The sequence below is a fragment of the Rhizobium arsenicireducens genome, from assembly GCF_964021225.1.
The window spans coordinates 3262924-3284723 of record NZ_CAXHYK020000001.1; the positions used below are offsets into that span (position 1 = coordinate 3262924).

Genomic DNA, 21800 nt, shown 5'->3' on the forward strand with positions numbered 1-21800 from the left:
TAAGCGGGGGACAACCTCAGGTCGGAATTTTTCCTTTAGCTTCAAATTCTTGTTGAATATCAGAGGCTCTTGGGACTAAGACTGGGTACTTTCTTGGGTACTCAGCAGGGAATTATGCCGGCTCCATCATCAGCAGACACGAAATACCTTGAGGTCCACGGCAGCAAATGGCGTGTGGTCATGAATGTTCCGCGAAAGCTACGCCCGAAGCTCGGGACCAAACTAAAGCGAGCGCTCGGCACCGATAGCCTCAGTGAAGCTAACCGCCTCAAGTGGGACGTCGTGGCCGAATTTAGAGCCGTCATAGAGCAAGCTCAGAACCCGGCCATGACTAAGGACGCAGCCTTGGCGGTTGCACGGGTTAGGGCGATGGACGAGGCTCGGCGGCTCTCAAGGCTTAGGTTGCTGGCCATGAGCAGTGAGCAGCGAGATCGGATTGACGACAGCATCGAAGACCAAGCCGAAGAATTGGCAGGTTTCCCTATAGGTGTTGGTAGCCATGGTATACCGGAGTTCGACCCCGGACGGGATGCCCTTTCCCTAGAGTTCGTTTCTATCGCGAAGAACGAGCAAACGCCTCTCGACTTCCACCACGACAAATACATGTCGATGTCCTCTGTGAAGCCCCGGACGGCAGCGGACGATAGGCGAGCGCTCAAATATCTGAAGACGTGGTGTGAGCGGAACGACGTGCGCCCGACCCTTCAGTCTTTCACCAAGCGAGAAGCGGTGCGGTTCTGCGATGACCTTGCCGGACTGGTGGGCAAGACTGACCCCGCGACCCTCAACAAGTACATTAGCCGTCTCTCGGTCTACTGGACGTGGCTGGAGAAGCGTCACGAGGTTGACGGCAACATCTGGCGGGGCCGGAGGTTCGTGAAGCCAATGCAGACGACAGACGAGAAGGAGCGCCCCTTCACGGATGCTGAGATGAAAGCGCTGCTCACCGGTCCTGCTTCTCAGGCGATGCACGACGTTATGCGGATCGGAGCCCTAACGGGGGCAAGACTGGATGCTATAGTCTGCCTTCGGGTGAAGGACTGCCGGAATAACAACTTTGTCTTCAAACCCCAGAAGAAGGAGCCCGGGCCGCGTCTGTGTCCGATCCACCCGGCTTTGGTCGAAATCGTTTCCCGGAGGTCCGAAGGCAAAGAAGAAATGGATGACATATTCCCCGAATGGCCCGGACCTAAGAACTCGAAATCCCTCCGAGAGCGTTCGTTCAAAACATCCAACCAGTTCACTGACTACCGTCGAGAAGTTGGTGTCGATGATCAGAAGACGGGAAAGCGGCGAAGCCTTGTGAATTTCCATTCCTTCCGACGCTGGTTTGCGACCAAGGCCGAACAGGCCGACCAGCCGGAACACATCATCGCAGCTGTAATCGGCCACAAGCGTAATGGGATTACTCTTGGCATCTACTCAAGAGGACCGCTGCTGGAACAAGCGAGACGGTGTGTGGAGGCGGTTAATCTGCCGGATTTAACCCCGAGCCACGCCGCTGCCAATGTGGAAGAAGAGGCTGCATAGGCCGTCGGGAAGGGGCTCGGCTCTATCTGTGCCATCCTGACTGCCATGCAAATCATGGTGTCAGACTGAGAATGTTTGGGGAAAATTTCTCCGCCACCCATCAGATATACGGCAAACCGTTCACCCCCCCGGGTGCCCCCTAGACTTGCTTTGGAGACGTTCTCTGATAGGCCTTCATCTGAAATGACTGGGAGGCTTGATCTTGCATTGCGCGGTTGTGGACATTGGCTCGCCCAGCAAGGGCAACCTTGGCTGGTGGCTGTATGGTCCCGATTGGGACGTCGGCGGCACGGACCCGGCAGCGATGAAGGCCGCATTCGCCATTTGCTTGGCACAGGGGCCCATGGCCCTCGGGTTCGAAGCACCGATGTATGTCCCCGCCAAGCGAGACCTGATGAAGTCCCTTCAGCAGAGACCGGGGGAAGGCAACCGACCGTGGAGCGGCTCTGCGGGAGCAACAGTCGCAACGATCTCGATGGCAATCGTCCCGTCCCTCCTCGACTTCCTAGGTGCCGAGGTTCCACGGGCAACCGCGTGGCAAGATTGGAAGCGGACACCCACTGAGGCCGGGCAGATGCTCGTGTTTGAAGCCTTCGTCTCGGGCGGACGCTCCTCGGGGCACGATGTGGACGCGAGGCAAGCCGCAGTGGAAGCCTACCGATTGCTGACCGGTTCAGCCGAAGTGCGGAGCTGTTTGGGTTCTGAGGAGTGCTTCAGTCTGTTGGGCGCTGCCTTGATCCACGCTGACCTATCCAATGACCTCTCCGAACTCAAAAGACCGTGTCTCGTGGTCCGTGCTGAGAAGCTTTGGCAGAGCGTGGATAGCGCAGCAACGCCTTCCGCCTGAAAGCCAGCGCTCGGCTGCCGGTCCTGCCTTCAGTCGCCAGCGCTGTAACCGTCGATACCCTCCTTCCCACGGTCGAGGCCGGAGACGGCTGCGGCTTTCTCCGTGCGGGAGAACATGCAGATCAGCAGGGCTTGCTGTTCGTTCAGGTAGAAGACCTTGGCTGGTCTCCCCGCCTTTCCTGAATTTGGAGTAGACGCCTCCAAAATACAGTGGGCTTCCAGCTCTCGCTGGTTTGGAGCGATCAGATCGGATCGGATCCTGCGCGGGATATTCATCCCGAGGCGTTTGGCCAAGTCCGTGTCGAGGACGCGGGGCTCCTCGTTCTGGACGACGATGGGGAGCAGCGGCTGGAGGTTGGTGATGACGGTCTCCGGGGATTTGCTCGGGTCTCCAGACACAGAAGATGTACGTTCTGGCGTGTCTAGCGGTCCGCTTAAGGGCCAAGCCAGGGCGCTGTTCCTGATGGGTTCGCTTGGGTGTGCCTCTGGCGAACTACCCGCGAACCGGTTCGATAATGCCCCATTGACAAGTCAAAGCGAACCATTGATAAGAGAACCACCTAAATCGAACTCAGGGGTTCCCGATGCATGTCCGTGCCTACCTCCGCGCAAGTACCAAAGAACAGGATGCAAGCCGCGCGAAAGCCGACCTCCAGAGGTTTGCCGAAGAGCGCGGACTGAAGATCGTCTCTTGGTATATCGAGAACGAGAGCGGCGCTTCCTTGGCCCGACCAGAGCTATTCCGGCTGCTGTCCGATTGCCACCCCGGGGACGTTCTGCTGTGTGAGCAGGTTGACCGCCTGAGCCGCCTGAACGCGGAAGACTGGGCAAAGCTCAAGGCAGAGATTGCCGCCAAGCGGGTTCGGGTGGTCGCTCTGGACCTGCCCACGTCTTATCAGTTGGCCAGCGCCGGGGACGATTTCAGCAGCCGAATGCTGGACGCAATCAACGGCATGATGCTGGACATGCTGGCAGCCATCGCCCGGAAGGACTACGAGGACAGGCGGCGGCGACAGGCTCAGGGCATCGCCACAGCCAAGGCTGACGGGGTTTACAAGGGCAGACCCGAGGATGCGCAACGGAATGCCGAGATTGTTCGGATGCTTCGCGAGGGCAAGAGCTGGAGCAGCATCATCGCCGCGACCCGATGCTCCCGGTCAACGATCAGCCGCCTTCTCCAGCGGGTGAAGGAAGGACCGGAGGAGAGCCTTGCCGAATAGGCTCGCTTTCTTCCGCCCTCGGGGCCGATTTCTCGCGTTTTGCGGTCGGCCGGTACCGAGGTAGCCAAAATTGATGGATCGCGCCAAATCGCTCTTACGCGGGAATGAGGCGGTATCGAATAGGGGCCACATGAGCAATTTCCAACAAAGTCGTTTTTGTCATTTCGCACGGCATCCACGACGCAACGAAAGGCTCTCAAATGTCGCATGTTTCCGCCACCCGCACCGCCGCCCTCCCGCGCTACTTCGAAGCGTTCTTCTTCTCGGATGATTTCTTCTTCGATGGCCATCAGCGCCTGATCGTCTGCAAGGACTGGAATGAAGCACACTCCGCCGCCCACAAGTCGGGACCGGACGAGGCGCTGGAGGTCTATCTGGAGGAGCTTTCTCCCGAAGAGTTCGAAGCGCGGTGCGACCTCTATCAGCAGATTGATCCGCAACAGAAATGGATCGTGGCCGTCACGCCTGACGCCTGAACCTCCCAGACACAGACCATCAATCGGCCTCGGTTCATCCCGGGGCCTTTTTCTTAGGAGAAACGCATGCAGCCCACACCGCCCACACGTCCGCAGCCGCCGATACCATCAGCCCGTCCGGCCAACCGGCACCGGGTCCGACCCGCTACTTTGCCGTGACCTACTTCGACGGCGGCCAAGCCATGGACGACAGCGCCAACCGAACCTTCCGGGCGAAGAAGATGCAGAGAGCAAGGCGCATCGCCATGAGCTTCATGCCATGGAATGCCGACCGCATGGAGATTGTCGAGATCAACGGGCACGAGTTCGAACAGCACCGGGCGAAGCGAAAGGACGCTTTGGCCAGCCCGGGCCGGAACCGTGGTCAGACCCCGGCAAGACCTCCGGTATCGGAGCCCGGAAGCGATAGGGACCACAATAGGTACGCCCCGGGTTAAACACTTAGGTTATAACCATGGTTAGGGCATGGGCCTGACCCGGTAGGGATGGACCCATGGTTGAGCCATGGACTGGCTATGGCTGTCTGTGGTCCCCATGATGGTGAGGGATGATCATCATCATCATTCCCTCTTGTCCAAAGCAGGAGCCTAAGCCCACCATGGTCAGCTCCCGAGCCTGAGCCTGTCAGGTGGAGCTTTGGTCTCCTCCCCTCGGGCTGTAACCATGGCATCCACCCGGGAGCATCCAAGGAACGCCTAGGCCCATTACTGAAGCCCACAACAGCTCAGGAAATCACCTTGGGGTCCGATGGTCTCCGGCCCGGTGCTGATGAGGTCGACAAAGACCGATCGGCCCAAGTCAACCACAGCACACCATCAGCCTCGTCTCCGGACCTCGCCTTGCGAACCCTTGGCCTCTCGCTTCGCCAGTTCGTCCCGGGCTTCCTGCTCGGCAAGGGCGATCAGATACACCAGCATATCCGCTCCCTCTGTCTCGGCAATCTGTCCCAGCCGCCCGAGTTCCGTGGTGAGGGTCGCCAGCGCCGCCGTGTTTGTCTGTTCGGTCATTGCTTGGCCTTCTCGTTTCCCTGTGGGTGGCGGCTCTCTATCAGGGCCATCTCTATCAGATAGACGAGGAATGGCCGTCGCTGAGCCCTAGCAATGTCCAGCGCTGCACTCAGGTAACTTCCGACATGCCCCCCTTGGTCCATCGCAGCCTCCCCCGTTGACCCCCGACAGGCATACTCTCACAAATTGCAGACCGTCGCGAGCCCCGCTCCGCCATCCGCCAGGACGATCTTGGACAGGCACCGGCTGCTCTGGTGACGACGGCGGCGCGACCTCCGCCCCGGATAATGGCCGCTGTGGTCCTCGCCATAGACAGGCTCGGGCCGTCCTACGGCACCAGCCCCCACCTCACATCGCCACGCTCATAAATCGCGTTGACCGGATCGGAAAGAATGCCGGTTCCGCCGCGAAGGACGTGCGCCTCCTCCCCCCCTCCCGCTTCTCATCCCCCAACCAACAGGAAAGGTATCCTGACTTGATGACTTCGCTTCTCACCGTCTGCCACACAATCGAGCTGATCGGCTCCCACATCGCCCGCCATGTCGAGAGCGGCTTGACCATTGACCTCACCTCCCGCCGGAACCGCAGCACGACCAAGGGCCCGATCTCTCCGCTCTGCCGGAAGATGCTGGAGGAAGGCCACAGCCCTGCCGACCGTGTCCACATCATCCGCAAGTCGCTGGACCACGATGGTCATATCCCCGTCTTCAAGCGGGACCGCTCGCTGAAGGTTTGGGCTGATGCGGACTGTGTCGAGAGCGAGACTAAGTCGGTCCGGTTCGTGAAATACTGCCCGCTTCCAGACACGGTCAAAGCCAATTACGCGCGTGGGGCAACCCGGGGCAGGGTAGCCGCAGCCGAGGGCGAAAGGCGCTCTGTGGTAAGTCCGTGCTAGCGCCCCGCTGACCCCACCCACCTGCCGCCGTGGCTCCCTTCCGAGGTTGAGCCATGGCAACCGCCCCCAATCAGTCTGTTTTGGTCCCGCCCGTGCCATCGGTGTATCTGGCGAATGCCCGTTTTGGTCACACCTTTTGGTTGACACGGGTCCGAGCTTCTCGTTTCTTATCAGGACTGGGGGAAATTCACATGGATATGAAACGCTTCGCACTGGTGGCGGTTGCTGCCGTAATGCTGTCTGCCTGTCAGACCCAATACCAAGATATGGGTGCAACGGGCGGGGTAACCGCTGCTCCAATCACCAACGACACCTACCGCATTTCTTCGAGAGGCAACGGCTTCACGGACGCTACCACCATTCAGGATTACACCCTCTTGAAGGCCGCCGAAGTGACCTTGGCCGCCGGGGGCTCACACTTCCTTGTTGTGACGTCTAACGATGCGACAAGGCGTTCTGTCGGATCGACACCGGGGACCTTCCAAACGAACGTCTACGGCAACACGGCTTTCACCACCTACAATCCGGGTGTGAATTACGACATCGTCAAGCCGGGACAAGACGTGATCATTCAGGTGTTGAAGCTCCCGAGCGGTGCGGCAGCGCCCCCGGGCTCCTTTGACGCTCAACAGGTCTACAACAACATCAATCCCCGGGTGATGAGGCCTAAGAAGTAGGTCCCGAGCCGGGCGCTGGCCAGAAGGTTCGGATCAGTCGGTGTGGGCTGATGAGCTGGAAAGTCCAGAGTTGCACCCATGCGCAAGTTTGCGGTCTATATCGCACTCTTTCTCGCTGCCGTCGCGTTGTTTGGCCGCAAGCCCGATGCGCCGTCTACGATTGCGCCAAGTCCACCCGCGCCCCCGGCTACCTCGTCTCCGGCTCAAGCCCCGGCTCAGGCTCCGGTGGAAACTCCGGGGATGGCCCTCGCACCGACCCCGGTCCAGACTGTCCCGGTGCCAACTCCAGAGAAGCCTCCCGCTGTCAGGATGTATGTGACTGGCAGTGGCGTTGGTTTCCGCTCTGGTCCCAGCACTGCCGCCGCCATCATTGATCGCTTCGACAGGGGCCGCGAGGTCAGTGTCCTTGGGTCGGCTGAGGAATGGTCGCAGGTGCGAGACCAACTCTCCCAGCGAGAGGGGTGGATGGCTACACGCTTTCTGTCGTCAACGAAGCCAGCGGCAGAAGAGGCTAAGCCGAGCAAGCCCAAGCCAACAGAGGTCACACCACAGCCACCACCTGCGGTCTCCGATGCCGCGATTGTTCAACGGATCATCGCCCAGTCAATCGCAAGCTATCCGGGGTCTTGCCCCTGTCCCTACAACACGGACCGAGGAGGGCGAAGATGCGGCAAAAGAAGCGCCTATTCAAAGCCCGGAGGATATGCGCCTATCTGCTTCGCGGGGGATGTGACGCAAGCCATGATCGAGGCCTTTGGGCGGCAGTGACGTAGTGCCTGAATTGCGACTGCTGACAGTCTATGGGCAGTCCGCTGATCGTTAATCTTATGATGCCATAGTTATGGCGTGCGTTGTCTGAGGTGATGTTTAAATGCGGATCTTTATACTCATTGCTGTATTCTCGCTGGTGACATCTCAATTAACCGGTGCAGCCGCAAATGCGGCCGAGTTCCGACCCGAGAAGACCGTTCGGCACGGGGTTTGGGAGGCCACGCTTTACAGGAACCTCGGTAGCAATCAGCTGTTCTGCGCAGCCGAGACCCGTGATGGCAATACCGATTTCCGCATCAACAGGTACAAGGTGTCAGGTGAGAGTTTCCTCGAGATTTATAGCCAAGAATGGTCCCTCATGCCTGGCAACGTGGGTTTCAAAATTGACTTCAACGTGAGAGGTCAGGCTTACACAGCAGAATTGCGTGGTCGCTCCTGGGGTGACAGCTACACCCATGATTTTACGGACGTGAAAAACTATGAGGCCCTATTAGGGCTGATAGCCCAATCGAGTTCGTTCGACGTTAAAAACTCAAACGATGTAACCATCGCTCAATTCAGTGGCATAGGAGCGAAAGATGCAATCCTGGCTTACCTTGAATGTGTGGAGGATTGACGGGGGACCCTAAGAATTTGGGCAGATTTGCAGCAGCCACTCTCGGCCCAGCACTCCGTTTCTCCGGCATTCCGCCTAGCGCTATCGAACGCCTACCGGGTAACTCCGTGCCAGCGGTTGTCGTCCAAATGACACAACGCAAATTGGAGCAGTGCGATGTAAAGATTACTTGCTCTGCACTAACAGCCGTTTTCCGCACGAATTGTCTTTATGAAGTCGCGGCCGCCCCGTTTCACCGTACTTATCGTGGCCGATCCATCGCATCGCCGTGTCCCGTTCTGAAAATGATATCTGACAGCGAAACGGCTCTCACCGATCCTGCGGATGTCGAGCAGCGTGATTGGCTCAGACAGAGCGCCATAGAACGCCGTGAGAGCCTGGGGGCTGAATGCTCCCTTTCCCGTCTTCTCTGGAACGACAAAAGTCGCTGCAAGCCTTCCATTCCCCACTCGTAAGGCAGCATAGAACGCTTCTATCGTGGTGGCAGCCGTACCGTAGCTCTCAACGATATCACGCGCAGAAGCGACTGACTTCACCCAAGCTAGCAGAGGTCGATGATGGTGGCCTGTCATTGCTGGCATCGGATCCACGACTTCTACCAAGACATCGGTATCCTGCAGACGGGCCAACTCCTTCTCGGTCCATTCGTTCGGAACGAGCTGGATCTCGTCGAACATATGCGATGGGTCCGCGAACTCGTCGCCAGTGATGCAGATCGAGCGATCGAGTTTCAAAACATACCCGGGTTCGGGAGTGTCGCCCTTCTGCACATCCTCGAAATTCGGAGGGCCTGCGAAGATCCTATGCGTCAAGTGGCCACTGAGGCTGGAAGGCTCTCCCTTGGAAACATCGTAGCAGTCTGCATGAGCGATTGAGCCGAACACCATCGATGCAATGATCGCGCAGATCCCAGTGTAGGCCCTCATCGCTACTCTCCAGTTTACCAACGTGAGAAAGATAGATGGATAGCCCATAGATTTGTAGTCGCTTTCTTTCCTTGATTTGAGACAAGGAGAAACTCGTGGGCAAATGAAGCGAGTTTACTTAGGCATGCGCCCGACCCCGGCCAACGAGGTCTCGCTGTTCAAGTTCAAGGACGCCGGTGTTCTGCGGATCGGACGCTTGCCTCATCCTCGGCCTTACGAACGCGGGAAACGCCTATGCACGGCTCGAAGATGGACAGAAGACCAACATCCGGCGAACGGATGTAGGGTTGAGTGCTGGCCGACCGATGAGCGGACTAGCAAGAAAGTTGCTAGGGCGCACCCTCGCAGATCGTCATTGCTGAGAGCGGCCTCTACAAGCTGGTCCTCCGGTCGAAGGTCGCCGGGGCCAAGGACTTCCAGCCGCTGGCGCTCAGAACTGGGTGACCAAGGTCGTCCTCCCGGCCATCCGCAAGGACGGCGGCTATATCCACGGCGAGGAGCATGTGATCAGGGAAATGCCGCCAACGAATTGTTGGCCGGTGCCACGATCAAGTGGACCCCATGGCCGGACGTCAGACAGAAGCTTCGTGGTGCAGGCCAGACCTCTCGTGAGGCCGCAAACCACCTATTCGGACACATCAGCGAAGAATGCCTCGTCAACACCTTGAACGATGTAGTTTCGGTGTGTCCGAACACCGACACCGTGTTGGATCATAAGTTGCGCGAGCTTTCTACCGTTTATTAGTACCACTCGATGTTGGACGCGGTGGAGATATTCCTGCGCCTCCTTTGAGAAGTCAGACGTGGTCACAAAGACGCCCTTTGTCGCGCCCTCACCCGTCAGAGAACCTATGAACCTCTGAATATCGGGACGGCTCACCTTATTTTCCGGAGCGTAGCGCTTCGCTTGGATGTACACCGCGTCCAGTCCGAGAGCATCCTCGTGGATCACGCCATCGATCCCACCGTCACCAGCCACCTTGGTCAATTGCCCATTAGACGCTTCACCGCCACCATAGCCCATAGCTGTCAGCAGCTCGAGAATGAGGCGTTCAAAGCGTTGCGGTGACATCTGCTGCAGAAGCGCTTGCAGTTCATCCCGAAGGGCGGAGTTGAGCAGCGAATACGCAGCTTCGATGGCATCTTCCGGCGTTTGGCTGTCATCCATCGGGGTAACTGGAGTGATCGGAGCAGCATCTGAAGAGTACCTCTCGGTATCAACTTGACGGGACTGCACGATCCAGTCTGTAAATCCACTGAACTCCGCGAGCGTTGAGTTATCAATCTTCTCCGGCTTCCGGGAGAGCAGCGCCTTGCCTGCTTCTGTTATGACATGCTGGTTACGCCGAGGCGACATTAGAAGGCCAGCTTTCGAAAGGTAGGTTCGAGCCCAGTGTGTTCTGCTTTGCAGAATGGTGACACGGCCGCTAGGGATCAACTCCGCAGCTTCATCATCGCTGATGCCATACATCGCTTTGAGCCTTGGCACACACTGCGCGACATTAGTGGCGCCCTCCGCGAACAGCTTGAGGGTGGGGAGCATCAGGGTTTCATAATCGGGAATGGCCATTGATAACACCGGGGTTGCACTTATTCAGACGGTGATCATGCACAGCCGCGTAGCTTTTTCCAGCGTGAGGCCATGTAAAGGGTGAGGCGGGCGAGAGTGTTTCGTGGGAAGGGGAGTAGATTGTCAAAACCCGAAAAACTCGCGGCGCGAAATCGACGAAATACCAGACGGCTCAGCGATCACACTGCCATTCGTCCGCCCGGCCGCACCCGTGTCCGGGGCCTCCTAAACCCATACACTTTACCAAGATCCCGCCAAGCAGAACAACAACCAGTATCGTCAAAACAATATTCCCTCCCCGCTCCCGCTCCTTTGTGATCTTGTCCATAGCGTCGATTTGCAGGGGACCAGACCAATTCGCCCGGCGGCGGGCATCGGCTGCCTTCTGGGCTTGGTGAGCTTCTGCGGCTAATCTCTGCTCGGCGTTGAAGAGCTGCCGAGCCGCCTCCTTCTCATCTGCGTAACGCTCATATTCCCACCAACCGCGCTGCTTCATTTCGCTGCGCAAAAAAGCGTCCAGTTCGGGCGGGTCGCCAGTACGCAGGGGAAACGGATTGTAGGCGACGTTATAGAATACCGTACCGCTAGCAGGATCAGGCTTTCCCGGCCCCTCCTTGTACCACCATTGCCTTATGTCCTGCTCCTCTAGGATCATTCGGGCACGACGGCCGGTTAAGATACGGAGCGGAGACCTTGGAGGGCGGTCGGCCATTTCTTCCTCTCGCTGCTAACCATTTCCTTGGACGGCACCCAATAGACGGAGGCTCAGGATCAAAGGGCTGCACCGAGGGCGATCTTGCCCTGTCCCCACTTGAATGGTGAGCGTCTTCCCGCACCCATGTTGATCCACGTACTATCCCGCTGGTGTTACCAAGAACGTGGGTACGCACTCTGGGTACTTTCTTGGGTACTCACTTTTTCGATGATCGTATCAAGCGATTGAAATCATTATCACATTATAAATAGAGAGGAGGTTGGTGGAGCTAAGCGGGATCGAACCGCTGACCTCTTGCATGCCATGCAAGCGCTCTCCCAGCTGAGCTATAGCCCCAAACCATGGGTCCGGCATTGCCGGTTCCGGGAACCTGCCGAACAAGCTGTCCGGCGGGGTGGCGGCTTATTACTTCCGGTGCTCGGAGATGGCAAGCCGAAAATTGCAGGCTCGGAAATTTTTTCGTGATTTCCGAGCCTGACAGAGTCGATCAGACTTCGTCATCGTCGCCGGTAACGCCGATGATGCCGGTCATGTCATCGTCATCATCGTCTTCGTCGGCTTCGAGGAAGGTATCGTCGTCATCGTCGTCGAGTTCGACATCGTCGTCGCCGATATCCGGGATGTCGTCATTGCCGTCGTTGTCATCCGCCTCCTCGAGCGAGACCAGCTCGACCTCGGTGTTTTCGGCGTCGACTTCAGCGACTTCCTCCTCTTCGGCCTTTTCCATAATCGTGGCGACCGAGGTCTCCTCGAAGTATGAAAGCGGCCAGGATTTGCCGGTGTAAGGCGACACGACCGGATCGTTGTTCAGATCGTAGAATTTCTTCCCCGTGTCCGGGCAGGTGCGTTTGGTGCCAAGTTCTGCTTTCGCCACTGTCAAAGCCTCTTGAAGTCCTGAAGAAATTACCGGCGCGTGCGGTCAATCCGCTTTTACCCGGTCAGACTGTTAGCCGGTCCCCATAGTCGTTGCAATATCTTCTGTCAAAGGCAAACTTTGCGACCCCATTGCGGGCTTTTTGACAGACCAGGGATGACCGTATTTCCGCTTTGTGCTAACGAGCCGGAAAACAGCGCCGAGAGAAGCCCGACGAGAAGCCCGACGTTCGTCCCCGGTGCATCACACGAGACCTGATCAGAGGACGACTGAATGGCGGATGAGAGGCCGCAGCAACTCGCGATGGCGTGCATCTCACCCAGCACTCCGGCATCATCCGCCTCCTTTTGACAACACGACAGAACCGGGCGACCCAATCATGGTATTACAAGGCTAAGCTGCATGGCTTCTTTCATCATCGCCATCGACGGTCCTGCTGCGGCGGGCAAGGGAACCCTCTCGCGGCTCATCGCAGCGCATTACGGTTTCCACCATCTCGATACGGGGCTGACCTACCGCGCGGTCGCCAAGGCGCTGCTCGATGCCGGCCTGCCGCTGGATGACGAAGGAGTCGCCGAGAAAACGGCGATCGAGATCGATCTCGCCGGCCTCAATCGTTCAGTTCTCTCCCAGCACAGGATCGGCGAAGCCGCCTCCAAGATCGCCGTCATGCCGTCGGTGCGTCGTTCGCTCGTTGCAGCCCAACGCAGGTTCGCCGCCAAGGAGCCCGGTGCGGTTCTCGACGGCCGTGACATCGGCACGGTTGTCTGCCCCGACGCACCGGTGAAGCTCTATGTCACGGCCTCGCCCGAGGTGCGCGCCAAGCGCCGCTATGAGGAGATCATCGCTGGCGGTGGCTCGGCGGTCTTCGATGAAGTTTTTGCCGATGTAAGGAAGCGCGACGCGCGCGACATGGGGCGCGCAGACAGCCCGTTGAAACCTGCGGACGATGCGCACTTGCTAGACACGTCGGAAATGAGTATAGACGCGGCATTCTTGGCGGCTCGCGATTTCATCGATGCTGCCTTGAAGAAGCACTGAACTGCGGTTGCCGGCTTGCCGGGAGCCTTGATCAAACCAGCCGATACGATCGTCCCCGCGCCGGACAGCCCTTCAAAGGGCGGACGATCTGTCAGGCTTTGTACAACTCGAACCCACCGGCGCATACCGCGTCCTTGTTGGATGCGTTTAGGAGATTTCATGTCTGTTTCTACTCCCTCGCGCGATGATTTCGCAGCAATGCTCGAAGAGTCGTTTGCCAAGACCGATCTGGCAGAAGGCTATGTAACCAAGGGCATTATCACGGCCATCGAGAAGGACGTCGCAATCGTTGACGTCGGTCTCAAGGTCGAAGGCCGCATCGCGCTCAAGGAATTCGGCGCCAAGGCCAAAGACGGCACAATGAAGGTCGGCGACGAAGTCGAAGTTTATGTCGAGCGCATCGAAAACGCTCTCGGCGAAGCCGTTCTGTCGCGCGAAAAGGCTCGCCGCGAAGAAAGCTGGATCAAGCTCGAAGCCAAGTTCGAAGCTGGCGAGCGCGTTGAAGGCGTCATCTTCAACCAGGTCAAGGGCGGCTTCACTGTCGATCTCGACGGCGCCGTAGCCTTCCTGCCGCGCTCTCAGGTGGACATCCGTCCGATCCGCGACGTGACCCCGCTGATGCACAACCCGCAGCCCTTCGAAATCCTCAAGATGGACAAGCGTCGCGGCAATATTGTCGTATCGCGCCGTACGGTTCTCGAAGAATCCCGTGCCGAGCAGCGTTCTGAAATCGTTCAGAACCTCGAAGAAGGCCAGGTCGTTGACGGCGTCGTCAAGAACATCACCGACTACGGTGCGTTCGTCGACCTCGGCGGCATCGACGGTCTGCTCCATGTCACCGACATGGCATGGCGTCGCGTCAACCATCCGTCGGAAATCCTGTCCATCGGCCAGTCGGTCAAGGTTCAGATCATCCGCATCAACCAGGAAACCCACCGCATCTCGCTCGGCATGAAGCAGCTCGAGTCGGATCCGTGGGATGGCATTGCCGCCAAGTACCCGGTGGGCAAGAAGATCTCCGGCACCGTCACGAACATCACCGACTACGGTGCATTTGTCGAACTGGAGCCGGGCATCGAAGGCCTGATCCACATCTCGGAAATGTCCTGGACCAAGAAGAACGTTCATCCCGGCAAGATCCTTTCGACCACGCAGGACGTCGACGTGGTCGTTCTCGAAGTCGATCCGTCCAAGCGTCGTATCTCGCTCGGCCTCAAGCAGACCCTCGAGAACCCGTGGCAGGCATTTGCCTACAGCCACCCGGCCGGCACTGAAGTTGAAGGCGAAGTCAAGAACAAGACCGAATTCGGCCTGTTCATCGGCCTCGAAGGCGACGTCGACGGCATGGTTCATCTCTCGGATCTCGACTGGAACCGTCCGGGCGAACAGGTCATCGAAGAGTTCAACAAGGGTGATGTGGTCAAGGCTGTCGTTCTCAACGTCGACGTCGAGAAGGAACGCATCTCGCTCGGCATCAAGCAGCTCGGCAAGGATGCCGTCGGCGATGCAGCCGCTTCCGGCGACCTGCGCAAGAACGCTATCGTTTCCTGCGAAGTCATCGGCATCAACGATGGCGGCATCGAAGTGAAGCTCGTCAATCACGAGGATATCACTTCCTTCATCCGTCGTGCCGATCTCTCCCGCGACCGCGATGAGCAGCGTCCGGAGCGTTTCACGGTTGGTCAGGTTGTCGACGCTCGCGTCACCAACTTCTCCAAGAAGGATCGCAAGGTGATGCTGTCGATCAAGGCTCTGGAAATCGCTGAAGAGAAGGAAGCTGTTGCTCAGTTCGGTTCGTCCGACTCGGGCGCTTCGCTCGGCGACATCCTCGGCGCAGCCCTGAAGAACCGCGGCGGCGAATAAGCCTCCATAGAACTGAAATGAAAGAGCCCGCCGGTCATCGACCGGCGGGCTTCTCTTTAGGTCGCAGAATGCCCCGGGCTGGCCGCGATCGCGATCGCCTTCAAGACCAACCGGCCATGCGCCAATAGAGATCGTTCGGAGTTTCGTCCTCGCCACCAGCTTCGATCTGGTCCGCTCGTTCGCTCTCGTTCATGTGCGGCTGGCCGATGCTTTCGGGCTGCGCCTCGCCCTCCCTTTCGTCTTCGCCTCGCTCGTCGGCTAAGCCATCGGCGTCGCCGTCGCTCGCCTCACCATCCCGATCATCGCGGAAGCGATGCTTTATTCCTTTCTGCTCCTCCATCTCGTCCTCGGCGAAGAGATAGCTGACCAGTGGCAGCGGCACGCCGTCGCGCCCAATGGCAGGCTGACGCTGCAAGGCGGTCTCTACATCGGGCAGATCATGCGGGAGGCTCTCCCTTGCCGACCTTGCATCATCCGCAGCTTCGGCATGGACCGCAGCGCCTTCCGGTTGGTCGAGCGCCTCGTCGATATGGCGCTCCGTCGCGGGCACCGATTGCTTGGCAGCGGCCTCTGGCCCGTCGCCTGTAAGGCCTGCGTTCTGCGACGCCTGTGCGGCCTCGGCATCGCCAGCGGCGGCAGAGCGCAACAGGCGCGCGGGTTCAGGCTCGACTTCCTGCGCTGTCCGGGAAAGCGGCAGCAGGGTCTCCGCTTGGCTGGAGCTCTCCTCCGTCCAGCGCTTAAGGGCGAACAGCGTCTGTGCCTTTGTCGTCGGCTCTGGCTGATCTTTGCCGTCCTTCTCGGGCGATATCCGGATCATCGGGCCGGCCGGTTCTAAGGAAGAAGTATTCTTGGAGGGCACCGGATCGTCTGCGGTATCGATGACAGCAGCCGGGGTCGCACGGGCACTCGTCGCAGGCACTTCAAACGACTTCTCAGCCGACATCCTGCCCGATATCGCGGGCGCTTCGCTTTCCTTGCCAAGCTGGCGTGCCCGTTGCTCCTGTGGAGGAGCGGCGTCATCGGTCCCCTTGCCTGTTTCGACCAATGCCGGTTCTGCTACGGAACCGCGCGCGGTGCTCATCGCACCATGAAACATGGCGGCCTGCATAGCGCGGGCGGCCGCGAGCTTCAGCGTCTTGCGTGACTGCTCGTCCTGCATGCCGAAAAGCCTGCCTTTCGCGACTGACGCCATCGGGTCGTCGGGCGCCTCGCCGTCGACCAGGACAATCTCGCCGCGATTGGCCTCACCCACCGACGTCGACGTTTGTTGGGCGGACGGAAGCCCGCGTGCCGGGTGGACCGGTGCGGCACTGGAGCTCAGTCGACCTGCAGACGTCTGCGCAGTCAAGGGAATTGCCCCAGCACGCGCTTCGCCGGAATTCTGACGATAGGATGTCACCACCGTCCGGGTGGCAAGATCCTTGTCCTTGGTTCGATAGTGCTCGAGATAGATCGCAAGGGTGGCAGCTTCCGGTCCAACGGGATTGCGGAAGGCTTCCATCAAGGTGCGCAACTGCAACCCCGCGAACATTTGGGTCAACTGGCGCTGGACGGATTGCCGCGCCTGCGGACTCAACTCGCCAAGCGCCTGGACGAGGCGGGCCGCATAGCCGCTTCCACTCTCGCCTTCGCGCCGCTCGATGCCGAGCCTATTGCCCAGCAGGTTGACGAGCATGGCCAGGCTCTCAGACATCCGTTCCTGGCTGGACAGGATGAGAATATTGAGACGGCCGGCGATGGTTGCGTTCTGTTCCAGGCCATTTGCTGCTTGGGGTGGCGCGCCTTGCGGCCGCAGATTTGCAGCGACCGGACCGGCTTGCACGGGGCGCGGTTCCTGAAACCCAATGGACGAATTGGCGGCGGCGTTGACCGGAAGCAGCATGATAGCTCCCCATCCTGCAATTTGCTGAAGGATCACTGGCAATAACGGTTCGCTCATGCGACCGGATTCTCCGTCGATGACGACGGCGCCTTTTAAGGAGGGACTTGCCCTGTCCATGATCGGATATCTTGCGGCACAATTCTTAAGAAAGCGTTAACCATAATTGCGACTACTAACCTTGTCGCCCAATGGGGCCTCGCGTACAGATTTTGAACAATGCGATTCCCGCCCAAGCGGTTTTCTGCGCCCGACAACAGAACGCTGGATGCTGTCCGATAAATCACCAAAATCTCATTCTGAACACAGACAGCTACAAGCTGGGGCATTACCTGCAGTATCCTGAGGGGACGCGGGCAGTCTCCAGCTACATGACCACGCGAGGCCATTCCTACAAGCCCGAGGTGATGTTCTTCGGCCTACAGATGTTCCTCAAGGACTATCTCTCGAAACGCGTCACGTTGGCCGACATCGATGAGGCCGAGGAGATCGCCGCGATGCACGGCCAGCCCTTCGACCGATCGGGCTGGATGCGTGTGTTGAACGCCCATGGCGGACACCTGCCCCTCGTGATCGAAGCCCTGCCGGAAGGGGTTGCGATCCGCCGCGGTGTTCCGGCAATGCAGGTGGTCAATACCGATCCACAGCTCCCCTGGTTGACCGCCTATATGGAAACGGCGCTGCTTCGCGCGGTCTGGTATCCCTCAACAGTGGCAACACTTTCCTGGCGCCTGCGCCAGACGATCCGCCCCTTCCTCGACCGAACGTCCGATCGCGCCGATCAGGTCATGGCCGGCATGGTCAGCGATTTCGGCGCGCGTAGCGCCACCAGCCTAGAGCAGGCCGCCATCGGCGGTGTCGCTCATCTCGTGCATTTCCAGATGTCCGATTCCCTGCCAGCCATCCACCAGGCACGCCGCTGCTATGGCGCGCCGATGGCCGGCCGCTCAGTACCCGCATCGGAACACACGACAATGACCGCCTGGGGGCAGAGCCGAGAGACGGAAGCCTATTCCCATATGATCGACCGCTTCGGGCGTTTCGGCGCCTATTCGGTTGTCTCGGACAGCTACGACCTGCACAACGCCGTCGCCGAGATCTGGGGCAAGACGCTGCAGACGAAGGTCCGGGCTGCCGGTGCAACACTGATCGTCCGCCCCGACAGCGGCGATCCGATCGACACGCCGGTTCAGGTCGTGGCTCAGCTCGCCTATGCCTATGGCACACAGCTGAATGGCAAGGGCTTCAAGGTGCTCGATGACACCGTGCGCGTGATCCAGTCGGACGGCGTCACGGCGCAGGACATACAAATGATCCTCGGCCGCCTGGAGGGTATGGGATTTGCCGCCGAAAATATCGCCTTTGGTGTCGGCTCCACGCTCCTGCAAAAGCTCAGCCGTGACACGCTTTCCTTCACCATGCTGGCAAGCGCGCTGCAGGATGACAGTGGCTCCTGGCACGATATCGGCCGACGGCCCGCCAACCCCAGGGAGCGTCCACTTGCTGCCGGCCGCCAGGCCGTCATTCGTGACGGAAAAGACATATTTCCCATTCCCCTTGCCGATCTGGGACAGCGGGAGAACCTGCTTCAGCCGGTCTGGCAGGACGGACGGCTGTTGAAGGACTGGGGATTTGAAGAGATCCGCCGCCATGCCGATGCCGCCATGGAGCAGTGAGCGTCACGGCGAAACGTTCCTGAACATACGATAGAGACCATTATCGTCGGAATTGACCGCGGATATTTGGCCCGAGCGGTCTGTGCTCGGTTCGGAATGGTCCCGGCCAAGGGCATCCAGCCAGGTGGCCGGAACGTAAGCCTTTTGCACCTCGATCGGGGGATCCGGTGCATCGTAACCTTCCCACCCGAAGTCCATGGAGGACCCCGGTGTGGGATTGCCAGTCTCTTCGAGCCAATGACTGAGTATCTCGCTGACGGCAGCGTCTTCCGCATCGCTGCGGGCTTCAATCGGAATAGCCGCACGCGTGTGGGTCAAAGGGTCTACAGGTTTTGTCGATGCTTCCATCATGGCCGCATTCATGTCTTTGGTCATCGTTCAGTGGACAGGGATGATGCGCCGGAATCATTAAAAACCGGTGCAGGTTCCTCCCATTGCCAGACCAAAGGGGAGCGCCCTTTTTTCGGCAGGACAAACTGCGACTGGATGAAAGGCGCTTTCGCTCGCCCTTCTCCTCCACCGACCGCAATGGTGCGGCGCTGCTGGCGCTCAACGACGAACTTGCCGCGGAGCAAGCCGATGCCGTCGGGCGTACCGGCCGGAAGGGGGAAGCCGCCCTCGCGGCTCTGGCAACGGCGAGAGCGGAAGGCGTCGAAGCTCCGCGCATCGTGGAGCTCGCAGACGAGGCCGCCGAACTGGGCGGAGCTCTCTTACGCAGTGGGAAATCTGCGGCTTGCCCAGCCAGACGCATGCGGTGAAGAGCTATCAGACCCCGTGCAAGATGCAGGCTCACGTCGGAGCGGGACCAAAACGGTCAGGCGGCCCCTTGACCTGTGGCGATGGCTGACTGAACGGTGGTCAGCTATGGGCGAAAATGTCGGTCTCTTCCCAGCCGAGCAGGTCGAGCTTGGCGCGCGTCGGCAGGAATTCGAAACAGGCCTTGGCATGCTCGATCCGTCCGTCCCGGACCAGGCGCGCGGTTTGCTTGTCGCGCAGGGCATGCAGGTAGAGCACGTCCGAGGCGGCGTATTCGAGCTGCGCCGGCGACAGCCTCTCGGCCGCCCAGTCGGACGACTGCTGCGCCTTGGAGATATCGACCTCCAGCATCTCCTTGAGATTGTCCTTCAGGCCGTGGCGATCGGTATAGGTCCGGCTGAGACGCGAGGCGATCTTGGTGCAGAAGACCGGGGTGGTGGTGACGCCGAAGGTGTGGAAGAGCACGGCAATGTCGAAGCGGCCGAAATGGAAGATCTTTTCGCGGCTCTGGTCGGCCAGCATGGCGACCAGATTCGGCGCCTCCGTCTGCCCTGCTGCGATGCGGATGACGTCGGCGGTGCCGTCACCCGGCGAAAGCTGCACGACGCACAACCGGTCCCGGCGCGGCACGAGGCCCAGCGTTTCAGTGTCGATGGCGATTGCCCCGGTATAGCGGGCCGCGTCGGCTGCGGAAATGTCACCTTCGTGATAGCGGATCGTCGCTGCCATCATTGTCTCCAGATCGCGATGAATGTTGTTGCCGCCGGCTATAGCTGAAAGCAGAGCAAAGCACTACCGCTTTCGCCCGAGCCCCGACAATCGCGTCGGCGCTGCGCAGATCATAGCGTCGGCCGGCTGACCGGGCCCTCGACCGTCAGTTCGGTGAAGGCCAGGGTCTGGTCGAGATGGGCGGCTCGAAGCGCCAGCAGCTTTTCTGCATAGCGCAGGCGAACCGGGAGATAGGCCGGGTCTTCCGCGACATTGCGCAGTTCCATCGGATCCGCCTTCAGATCGAACAACAACGGCGGCATCCCGGAAAAGTGCACGTATTTGAACCCCTCGTCACGCAGCACCGACAGGTTGCACTGGTCGGAACGCAGGCCGAACTGCGCCTCCCGCGTACCATTCACCACATCACGGAAATCGAATTCGAAGAAGGCCGCGTCCCGCCAGCGCTCCGGTTCGCGGCCCGCGACGAACGGCAGAAGGGAGCGGCCGTCCTGATGATTGCGCGGGACAAGGCCAAGCCGTTCGCAGAGCGTCGGCATGATGTCGGCGGCGCTGGTGAAGGCGTCGACCTGCCGGCCCGCAGCCGAGGTCGCCGCAGGATCCCGGATGATGAGCGGAATATGATAACTGCCCTCGTGATAGCCGCCCTTACCCAGGCTCCAATGGTCGCCCATCATCTCGGCATGGTCGGACGTGAAGAGGATGATGGTGTTGTCCCACTCGCCGCTGTCGCGAAGTGCGGAGACGATCCGGCCGAATTGCGCGTCGACCTCGGCGATCATGCCGAAGTAAGTAGCGCGGATGCGATCAAGATCCTCCGCGCTCCAGTCGCTGACCGGCCCCTCTGCGCCTCGGACAAAGCTTGATTTCTGCTGGATGGCCATGGCGAAATGCAGGAACGGGTGCAGGTCTGCCTCGTCCTGCCGATCGGCGGCGCGGGCATAGGCCGGTCCGTCGCCGGGCACGAACATGCTGGCATAGGGTTCCGGCACGCAAAAAGGCGGGTGTGGCCTCAGAAAGGAGATGTGCGCGAACCACGAACGATCCTGGATCTCCCGCCAGTTGAGGAAGGCATCGGTCAGGAAAGCGGTCTGCGTCTCGTCGCTCGAATAGGCGGGGGGAGCGTTCAGGTGGTTCGTCTTGTGGACGTCGCGGGTAAGCGCATCCCCGTGCCCCTTCGACCGCAGCCACGAAAGCCATTGTTTCTCATGTTCGAGCAGGATCTGGCCAACGGTGAACCCGGGCAGCACGCCTTCGTAGCTGTTCAGTACCGGGTCCTGGGGATCGACCGCGCGCGGATCGGGCGAGACGTCGGTATAGCCGAACAGGGCCGGATCATAGCCGGCGCGTCGCGCGGCGAGCGCCAGGTTGTCAAAGCGCGCATCGAGCGGCGAGCCGTTCTGGCAGACACGATGATTCGCCTGGTAGAGGCCGGTGTAGAGCGTTGCGCGGGCCGGGGAACAGGGCGCGGCTCCGGCATAGTGACGGCGGAACAGGACACCTTCAGCGGCGAGCGCATCGATATGCGGGGTCATGACCGTCGGATGGCCCGCCGCCGACAGGCAGTCGCCCCGCCACTGGTCCGCGGTGATAAGCAGGATATTCGGCTTCATGAAAGGTGGCTCCGGCGAGACATGGTTCTTTCGGGCGATCGACCACTCGACCACTCGACCACTCGACCACTCGACCACGGCCGTGCAGTTTCCTCGCTCTGCGGCAAGAAGCAAATGAAA

General features: G+C 59.7%; 20 protein-coding genes and 1 tRNA gene. 10 read left to right on the top strand and 11 right to left on the bottom strand.

Annotated elements, in window-relative coordinates; translation table 11 throughout:
* The first annotated feature begins 93 nt into the window (after positions 1–93).
* The gene (locus tag ACWPVA_RS16200) at positions 94–1530 is read left to right on the top strand and encodes a DUF6538 domain-containing protein (RefSeq protein WP_454288659.1); all 1437 of its coding nucleotides are present in this window, start codon (positions 94–96) and stop codon (positions 1528–1530) included.
* 876 nt (positions 1531–2406) lie between these two features.
* On the opposite strand, the gene ACWPVA_RS16205 is transcribed toward ACWPVA_RS16200, so the two are convergent.
* On the bottom strand, positions 2407–2775 hold the full coding sequence (locus ACWPVA_RS16205) for a hypothetical protein (RefSeq protein ID WP_454288660.1): 369 nt from the start codon (positions 2773–2775) through the stop codon (positions 2407–2409).
* Positions 2776–2960: 185 nt separating this feature from the next.
* On the opposite strand from ACWPVA_RS16205, the gene ACWPVA_RS16210 reads away from it, so the two are divergent.
* Positions 2961–3596, top strand: a complete 636-nt coding sequence (locus ACWPVA_RS16210) for a recombinase family protein (protein ID WP_454288661.1) — start codon at positions 2961–2963, stop codon at positions 3594–3596.
* Positions 3597–3796: 200 nt separating this feature from the next.
* On the top strand, positions 3797–4072 hold the full coding sequence (locus ACWPVA_RS16215) for a hypothetical protein (RefSeq protein ID WP_454288662.1): 276 nt from the start codon (positions 3797–3799) through the stop codon (positions 4070–4072).
* A gap of 815 nt (positions 4073–4887) precedes the next feature.
* Here ACWPVA_RS16215 and ACWPVA_RS16220 read toward each other — a convergent pair.
* A complete protein-coding gene (locus ACWPVA_RS16220; protein WP_454288663.1) occupies positions 4888–5079 on the bottom strand; it encodes a hypothetical protein in 192 nt (63 codons plus the stop codon).
* Positions 5080–5557: 478 nt separating this feature from the next.
* On the opposite strand from ACWPVA_RS16220, the gene ACWPVA_RS16225 reads away from it, so the two are divergent.
* The 4 genes from ACWPVA_RS16225 to ACWPVA_RS16240 all read left to right on the top strand — a co-directional run bounded on the left by ACWPVA_RS16225 (position 5558) and on the right by ACWPVA_RS16240 (position 8038).
* The gene (locus ACWPVA_RS16225) at positions 5558–5974 is read left to right on the top strand and encodes a hypothetical protein (protein WP_454288664.1); all 417 of its coding nucleotides are present in this window, start codon (positions 5558–5560) and stop codon (positions 5972–5974) included.
* Positions 5975–6165: 191 nt separating this feature from the next.
* Positions 6166–6651, top strand: coding sequence for a CC0125/CC1285 family lipoprotein (locus tag ACWPVA_RS16230; protein WP_454288665.1), 486 nt, complete (start codon positions 6166–6168; stop codon positions 6649–6651).
* 309 nt (positions 6652–6960) lie between these two features.
* Positions 6961–7419 (top strand): SH3 domain-containing protein, encoded by a 459-nt coding sequence (locus ACWPVA_RS16235; protein WP_454289616.1) that lies wholly within the window; start codon positions 6961–6963, stop codon positions 7417–7419.
* A gap of 103 nt (positions 7420–7522) precedes the next feature.
* On the top strand, positions 7523–8038 hold the full coding sequence (locus ACWPVA_RS16240) for a hypothetical protein (protein WP_454288666.1): 516 nt from the start codon (positions 7523–7525) through the stop codon (positions 8036–8038).
* A gap of 179 nt (positions 8039–8217) precedes the next feature.
* On the opposite strand, the gene ACWPVA_RS16245 is transcribed toward ACWPVA_RS16240, so the two are convergent.
* From ACWPVA_RS16245 to ACWPVA_RS16265, 5 genes are all read right to left on the bottom strand, one after another.
* A complete protein-coding gene (locus ACWPVA_RS16245; RefSeq protein WP_454288667.1) occupies positions 8218–8964 on the bottom strand; it encodes a hypothetical protein in 747 nt (248 codons plus the stop codon).
* Between the two features lie 625 nt (positions 8965–9589).
* Positions 9590–10534, bottom strand: coding sequence for a restriction endonuclease (locus tag ACWPVA_RS16250; RefSeq protein ID WP_454288668.1), 945 nt, complete (start codon positions 10532–10534; stop codon positions 9590–9592).
* 172 nt (positions 10535–10706) lie between these two features.
* A complete protein-coding gene (locus tag ACWPVA_RS16255) occupies positions 10707–11189 on the bottom strand; it encodes a hypothetical protein (protein ID WP_454288669.1) in 483 nt (160 codons plus the stop codon).
* A gap of 320 nt (positions 11190–11509) precedes the next feature.
* Positions 11510–11585, bottom strand: a tRNA-Ala gene (locus ACWPVA_RS16260).
* A 151-nt stretch (positions 11586–11736) separates the two neighbouring features.
* Positions 11737–12123, bottom strand: a complete 387-nt coding sequence (locus tag ACWPVA_RS16265) for a TIGR02300 family protein (RefSeq protein ID WP_454288670.1) — start codon at positions 12121–12123, stop codon at positions 11737–11739.
* A gap of 402 nt (positions 12124–12525) precedes the next feature.
* Between ACWPVA_RS16265 and cmk the strand changes: the two genes are divergently transcribed.
* Together cmk and rpsA are read left to right on the top strand one after the other, a co-directional pair.
* Positions 12526–13164, top strand: a complete 639-nt coding sequence (gene cmk, locus ACWPVA_RS16270) for a (d)CMP kinase (RefSeq protein ID WP_454288671.1) — start codon at positions 12526–12528, stop codon at positions 13162–13164.
* Positions 13165–13323: 159 nt separating this feature from the next.
* Complete coding sequence (gene rpsA / locus ACWPVA_RS16275) at positions 13324–15027, top strand: 30S ribosomal protein S1 (protein WP_454288672.1); 1704 nt, start codon at positions 13324–13326, stop codon at positions 15025–15027.
* Positions 15028–15127: 100 nt separating this feature from the next.
* Here the strand turns inward: rpsA and ACWPVA_RS16280 are convergent, their stop codons facing one another.
* Positions 15128–16909, bottom strand: a complete 1782-nt coding sequence (locus ACWPVA_RS16280) for a hypothetical protein (RefSeq protein WP_454288673.1) — start codon at positions 16907–16909, stop codon at positions 15128–15130.
* A 275-nt stretch (positions 16910–17184) separates the two neighbouring features.
* Between ACWPVA_RS16280 and ACWPVA_RS16285 the strand changes: the two genes are divergently transcribed.
* The gene (locus ACWPVA_RS16285) at positions 17185–18582 is read left to right on the top strand and encodes a nicotinate phosphoribosyltransferase (protein WP_454289617.1); all 1398 of its coding nucleotides are present in this window, start codon (positions 17185–17187) and stop codon (positions 18580–18582) included.
* 3 nt (positions 18583–18585) lie between these two features.
* Here the strand turns inward: ACWPVA_RS16285 and ACWPVA_RS16290 are convergent, their stop codons facing one another.
* The 3 genes from ACWPVA_RS16290 to ACWPVA_RS16300 all read right to left on the bottom strand — a co-directional run bounded on the left by ACWPVA_RS16290 (position 18586) and on the right by ACWPVA_RS16300 (position 21680).
* On the bottom strand, positions 18586–18957 hold the full coding sequence (locus tag ACWPVA_RS16290; protein ID WP_454288674.1) for a hypothetical protein: 372 nt from the start codon (positions 18955–18957) through the stop codon (positions 18586–18588).
* A gap of 483 nt (positions 18958–19440) precedes the next feature.
* Complete coding sequence (locus ACWPVA_RS16295) at positions 19441–20067, bottom strand: ribonuclease D (protein WP_454288675.1); 627 nt, start codon at positions 20065–20067, stop codon at positions 19441–19443.
* Positions 20068–20177: 110 nt separating this feature from the next.
* Positions 20178–21680 carry an alkaline phosphatase family protein gene (locus ACWPVA_RS16300; protein WP_454288676.1) on the bottom strand — a complete coding sequence of 501 codons (1503 nt, stop codon included), beginning with the start codon at positions 21678–21680 and terminating at the stop codon, positions 20178–20180.
* Positions 21681–21800 lie beyond the last annotated feature (120 nt).

Coding starts and splice junctions, on each gene's coding strand:
- ACWPVA_RS16210 (WP_454288661.1), top strand. CDS start 2,961: ATGCATGTCCGTGCCTACCTCCGCGCAAGTACCAAAGAACAGGATGCA.
- ACWPVA_RS16215 (WP_454288662.1), top strand. CDS start 3,797: ATGTCGCATGTTTCCGCCACCCGCACCGCCGCCCTCCCGCGCTACTTC.
- ACWPVA_RS16220 (WP_454288663.1), bottom strand. CDS start 5,079: ATGACCGAACAGACAAACACGGCGGCGCTGGCGACCCTCACCACGGAA.
- ACWPVA_RS16225 (WP_454288664.1), top strand. CDS start 5,558: ATGACTTCGCTTCTCACCGTCTGCCACACAATCGAGCTGATCGGCTCC.
- ACWPVA_RS16230 (WP_454288665.1), top strand. CDS start 6,166: ATGGATATGAAACGCTTCGCACTGGTGGCGGTTGCTGCCGTAATGCTG.
- ACWPVA_RS16235 (WP_454289616.1), top strand. CDS start 6,961: ATGTATGTGACTGGCAGTGGCGTTGGTTTCCGCTCTGGTCCCAGCACT.
- ACWPVA_RS16240 (WP_454288666.1), top strand. CDS start 7,523: ATGCGGATCTTTATACTCATTGCTGTATTCTCGCTGGTGACATCTCAA.
- ACWPVA_RS16245 (WP_454288667.1), bottom strand. CDS start 8,964: ATGAGGGCCTACACTGGGATCTGCGCGATCATTGCATCGATGGTGTTC.
- ACWPVA_RS16250 (WP_454288668.1), bottom strand. CDS start 10,534: ATGGCCATTCCCGATTATGAAACCCTGATGCTCCCCACCCTCAAGCTG.
- ACWPVA_RS16255 (WP_454288669.1), bottom strand. CDS start 11,189: ATGATCCTAGAGGAGCAGGACATAAGGCAATGGTGGTACAAGGAGGGG.
- cmk (WP_454288671.1), top strand. CDS start 12,526: ATGGCTTCTTTCATCATCGCCATCGACGGTCCTGCTGCGGCGGGCAAG.
- rpsA (WP_454288672.1), top strand. CDS start 13,324: ATGTCTGTTTCTACTCCCTCGCGCGATGATTTCGCAGCAATGCTCGAA.
- ACWPVA_RS16280 (WP_454288673.1), bottom strand. CDS start 16,909: ATGCTGCTTCCGGTCAACGCCGCCGCCAATTCGTCCATTGGGTTTCAG.
- ACWPVA_RS16290 (WP_454288674.1), bottom strand. CDS start 18,957: ATGACCAAAGACATGAATGCGGCCATGATGGAAGCATCGACAAAACCT.
- ACWPVA_RS16295 (WP_454288675.1), bottom strand. CDS start 20,067: ATGGCAGCGACGATCCGCTATCACGAAGGTGACATTTCCGCAGCCGAC.
- ACWPVA_RS16300 (WP_454288676.1), bottom strand. CDS start 21,680: ATGAAGCCGAATATCCTGCTTATCACCGCGGACCAGTGGCGGGGCGAC.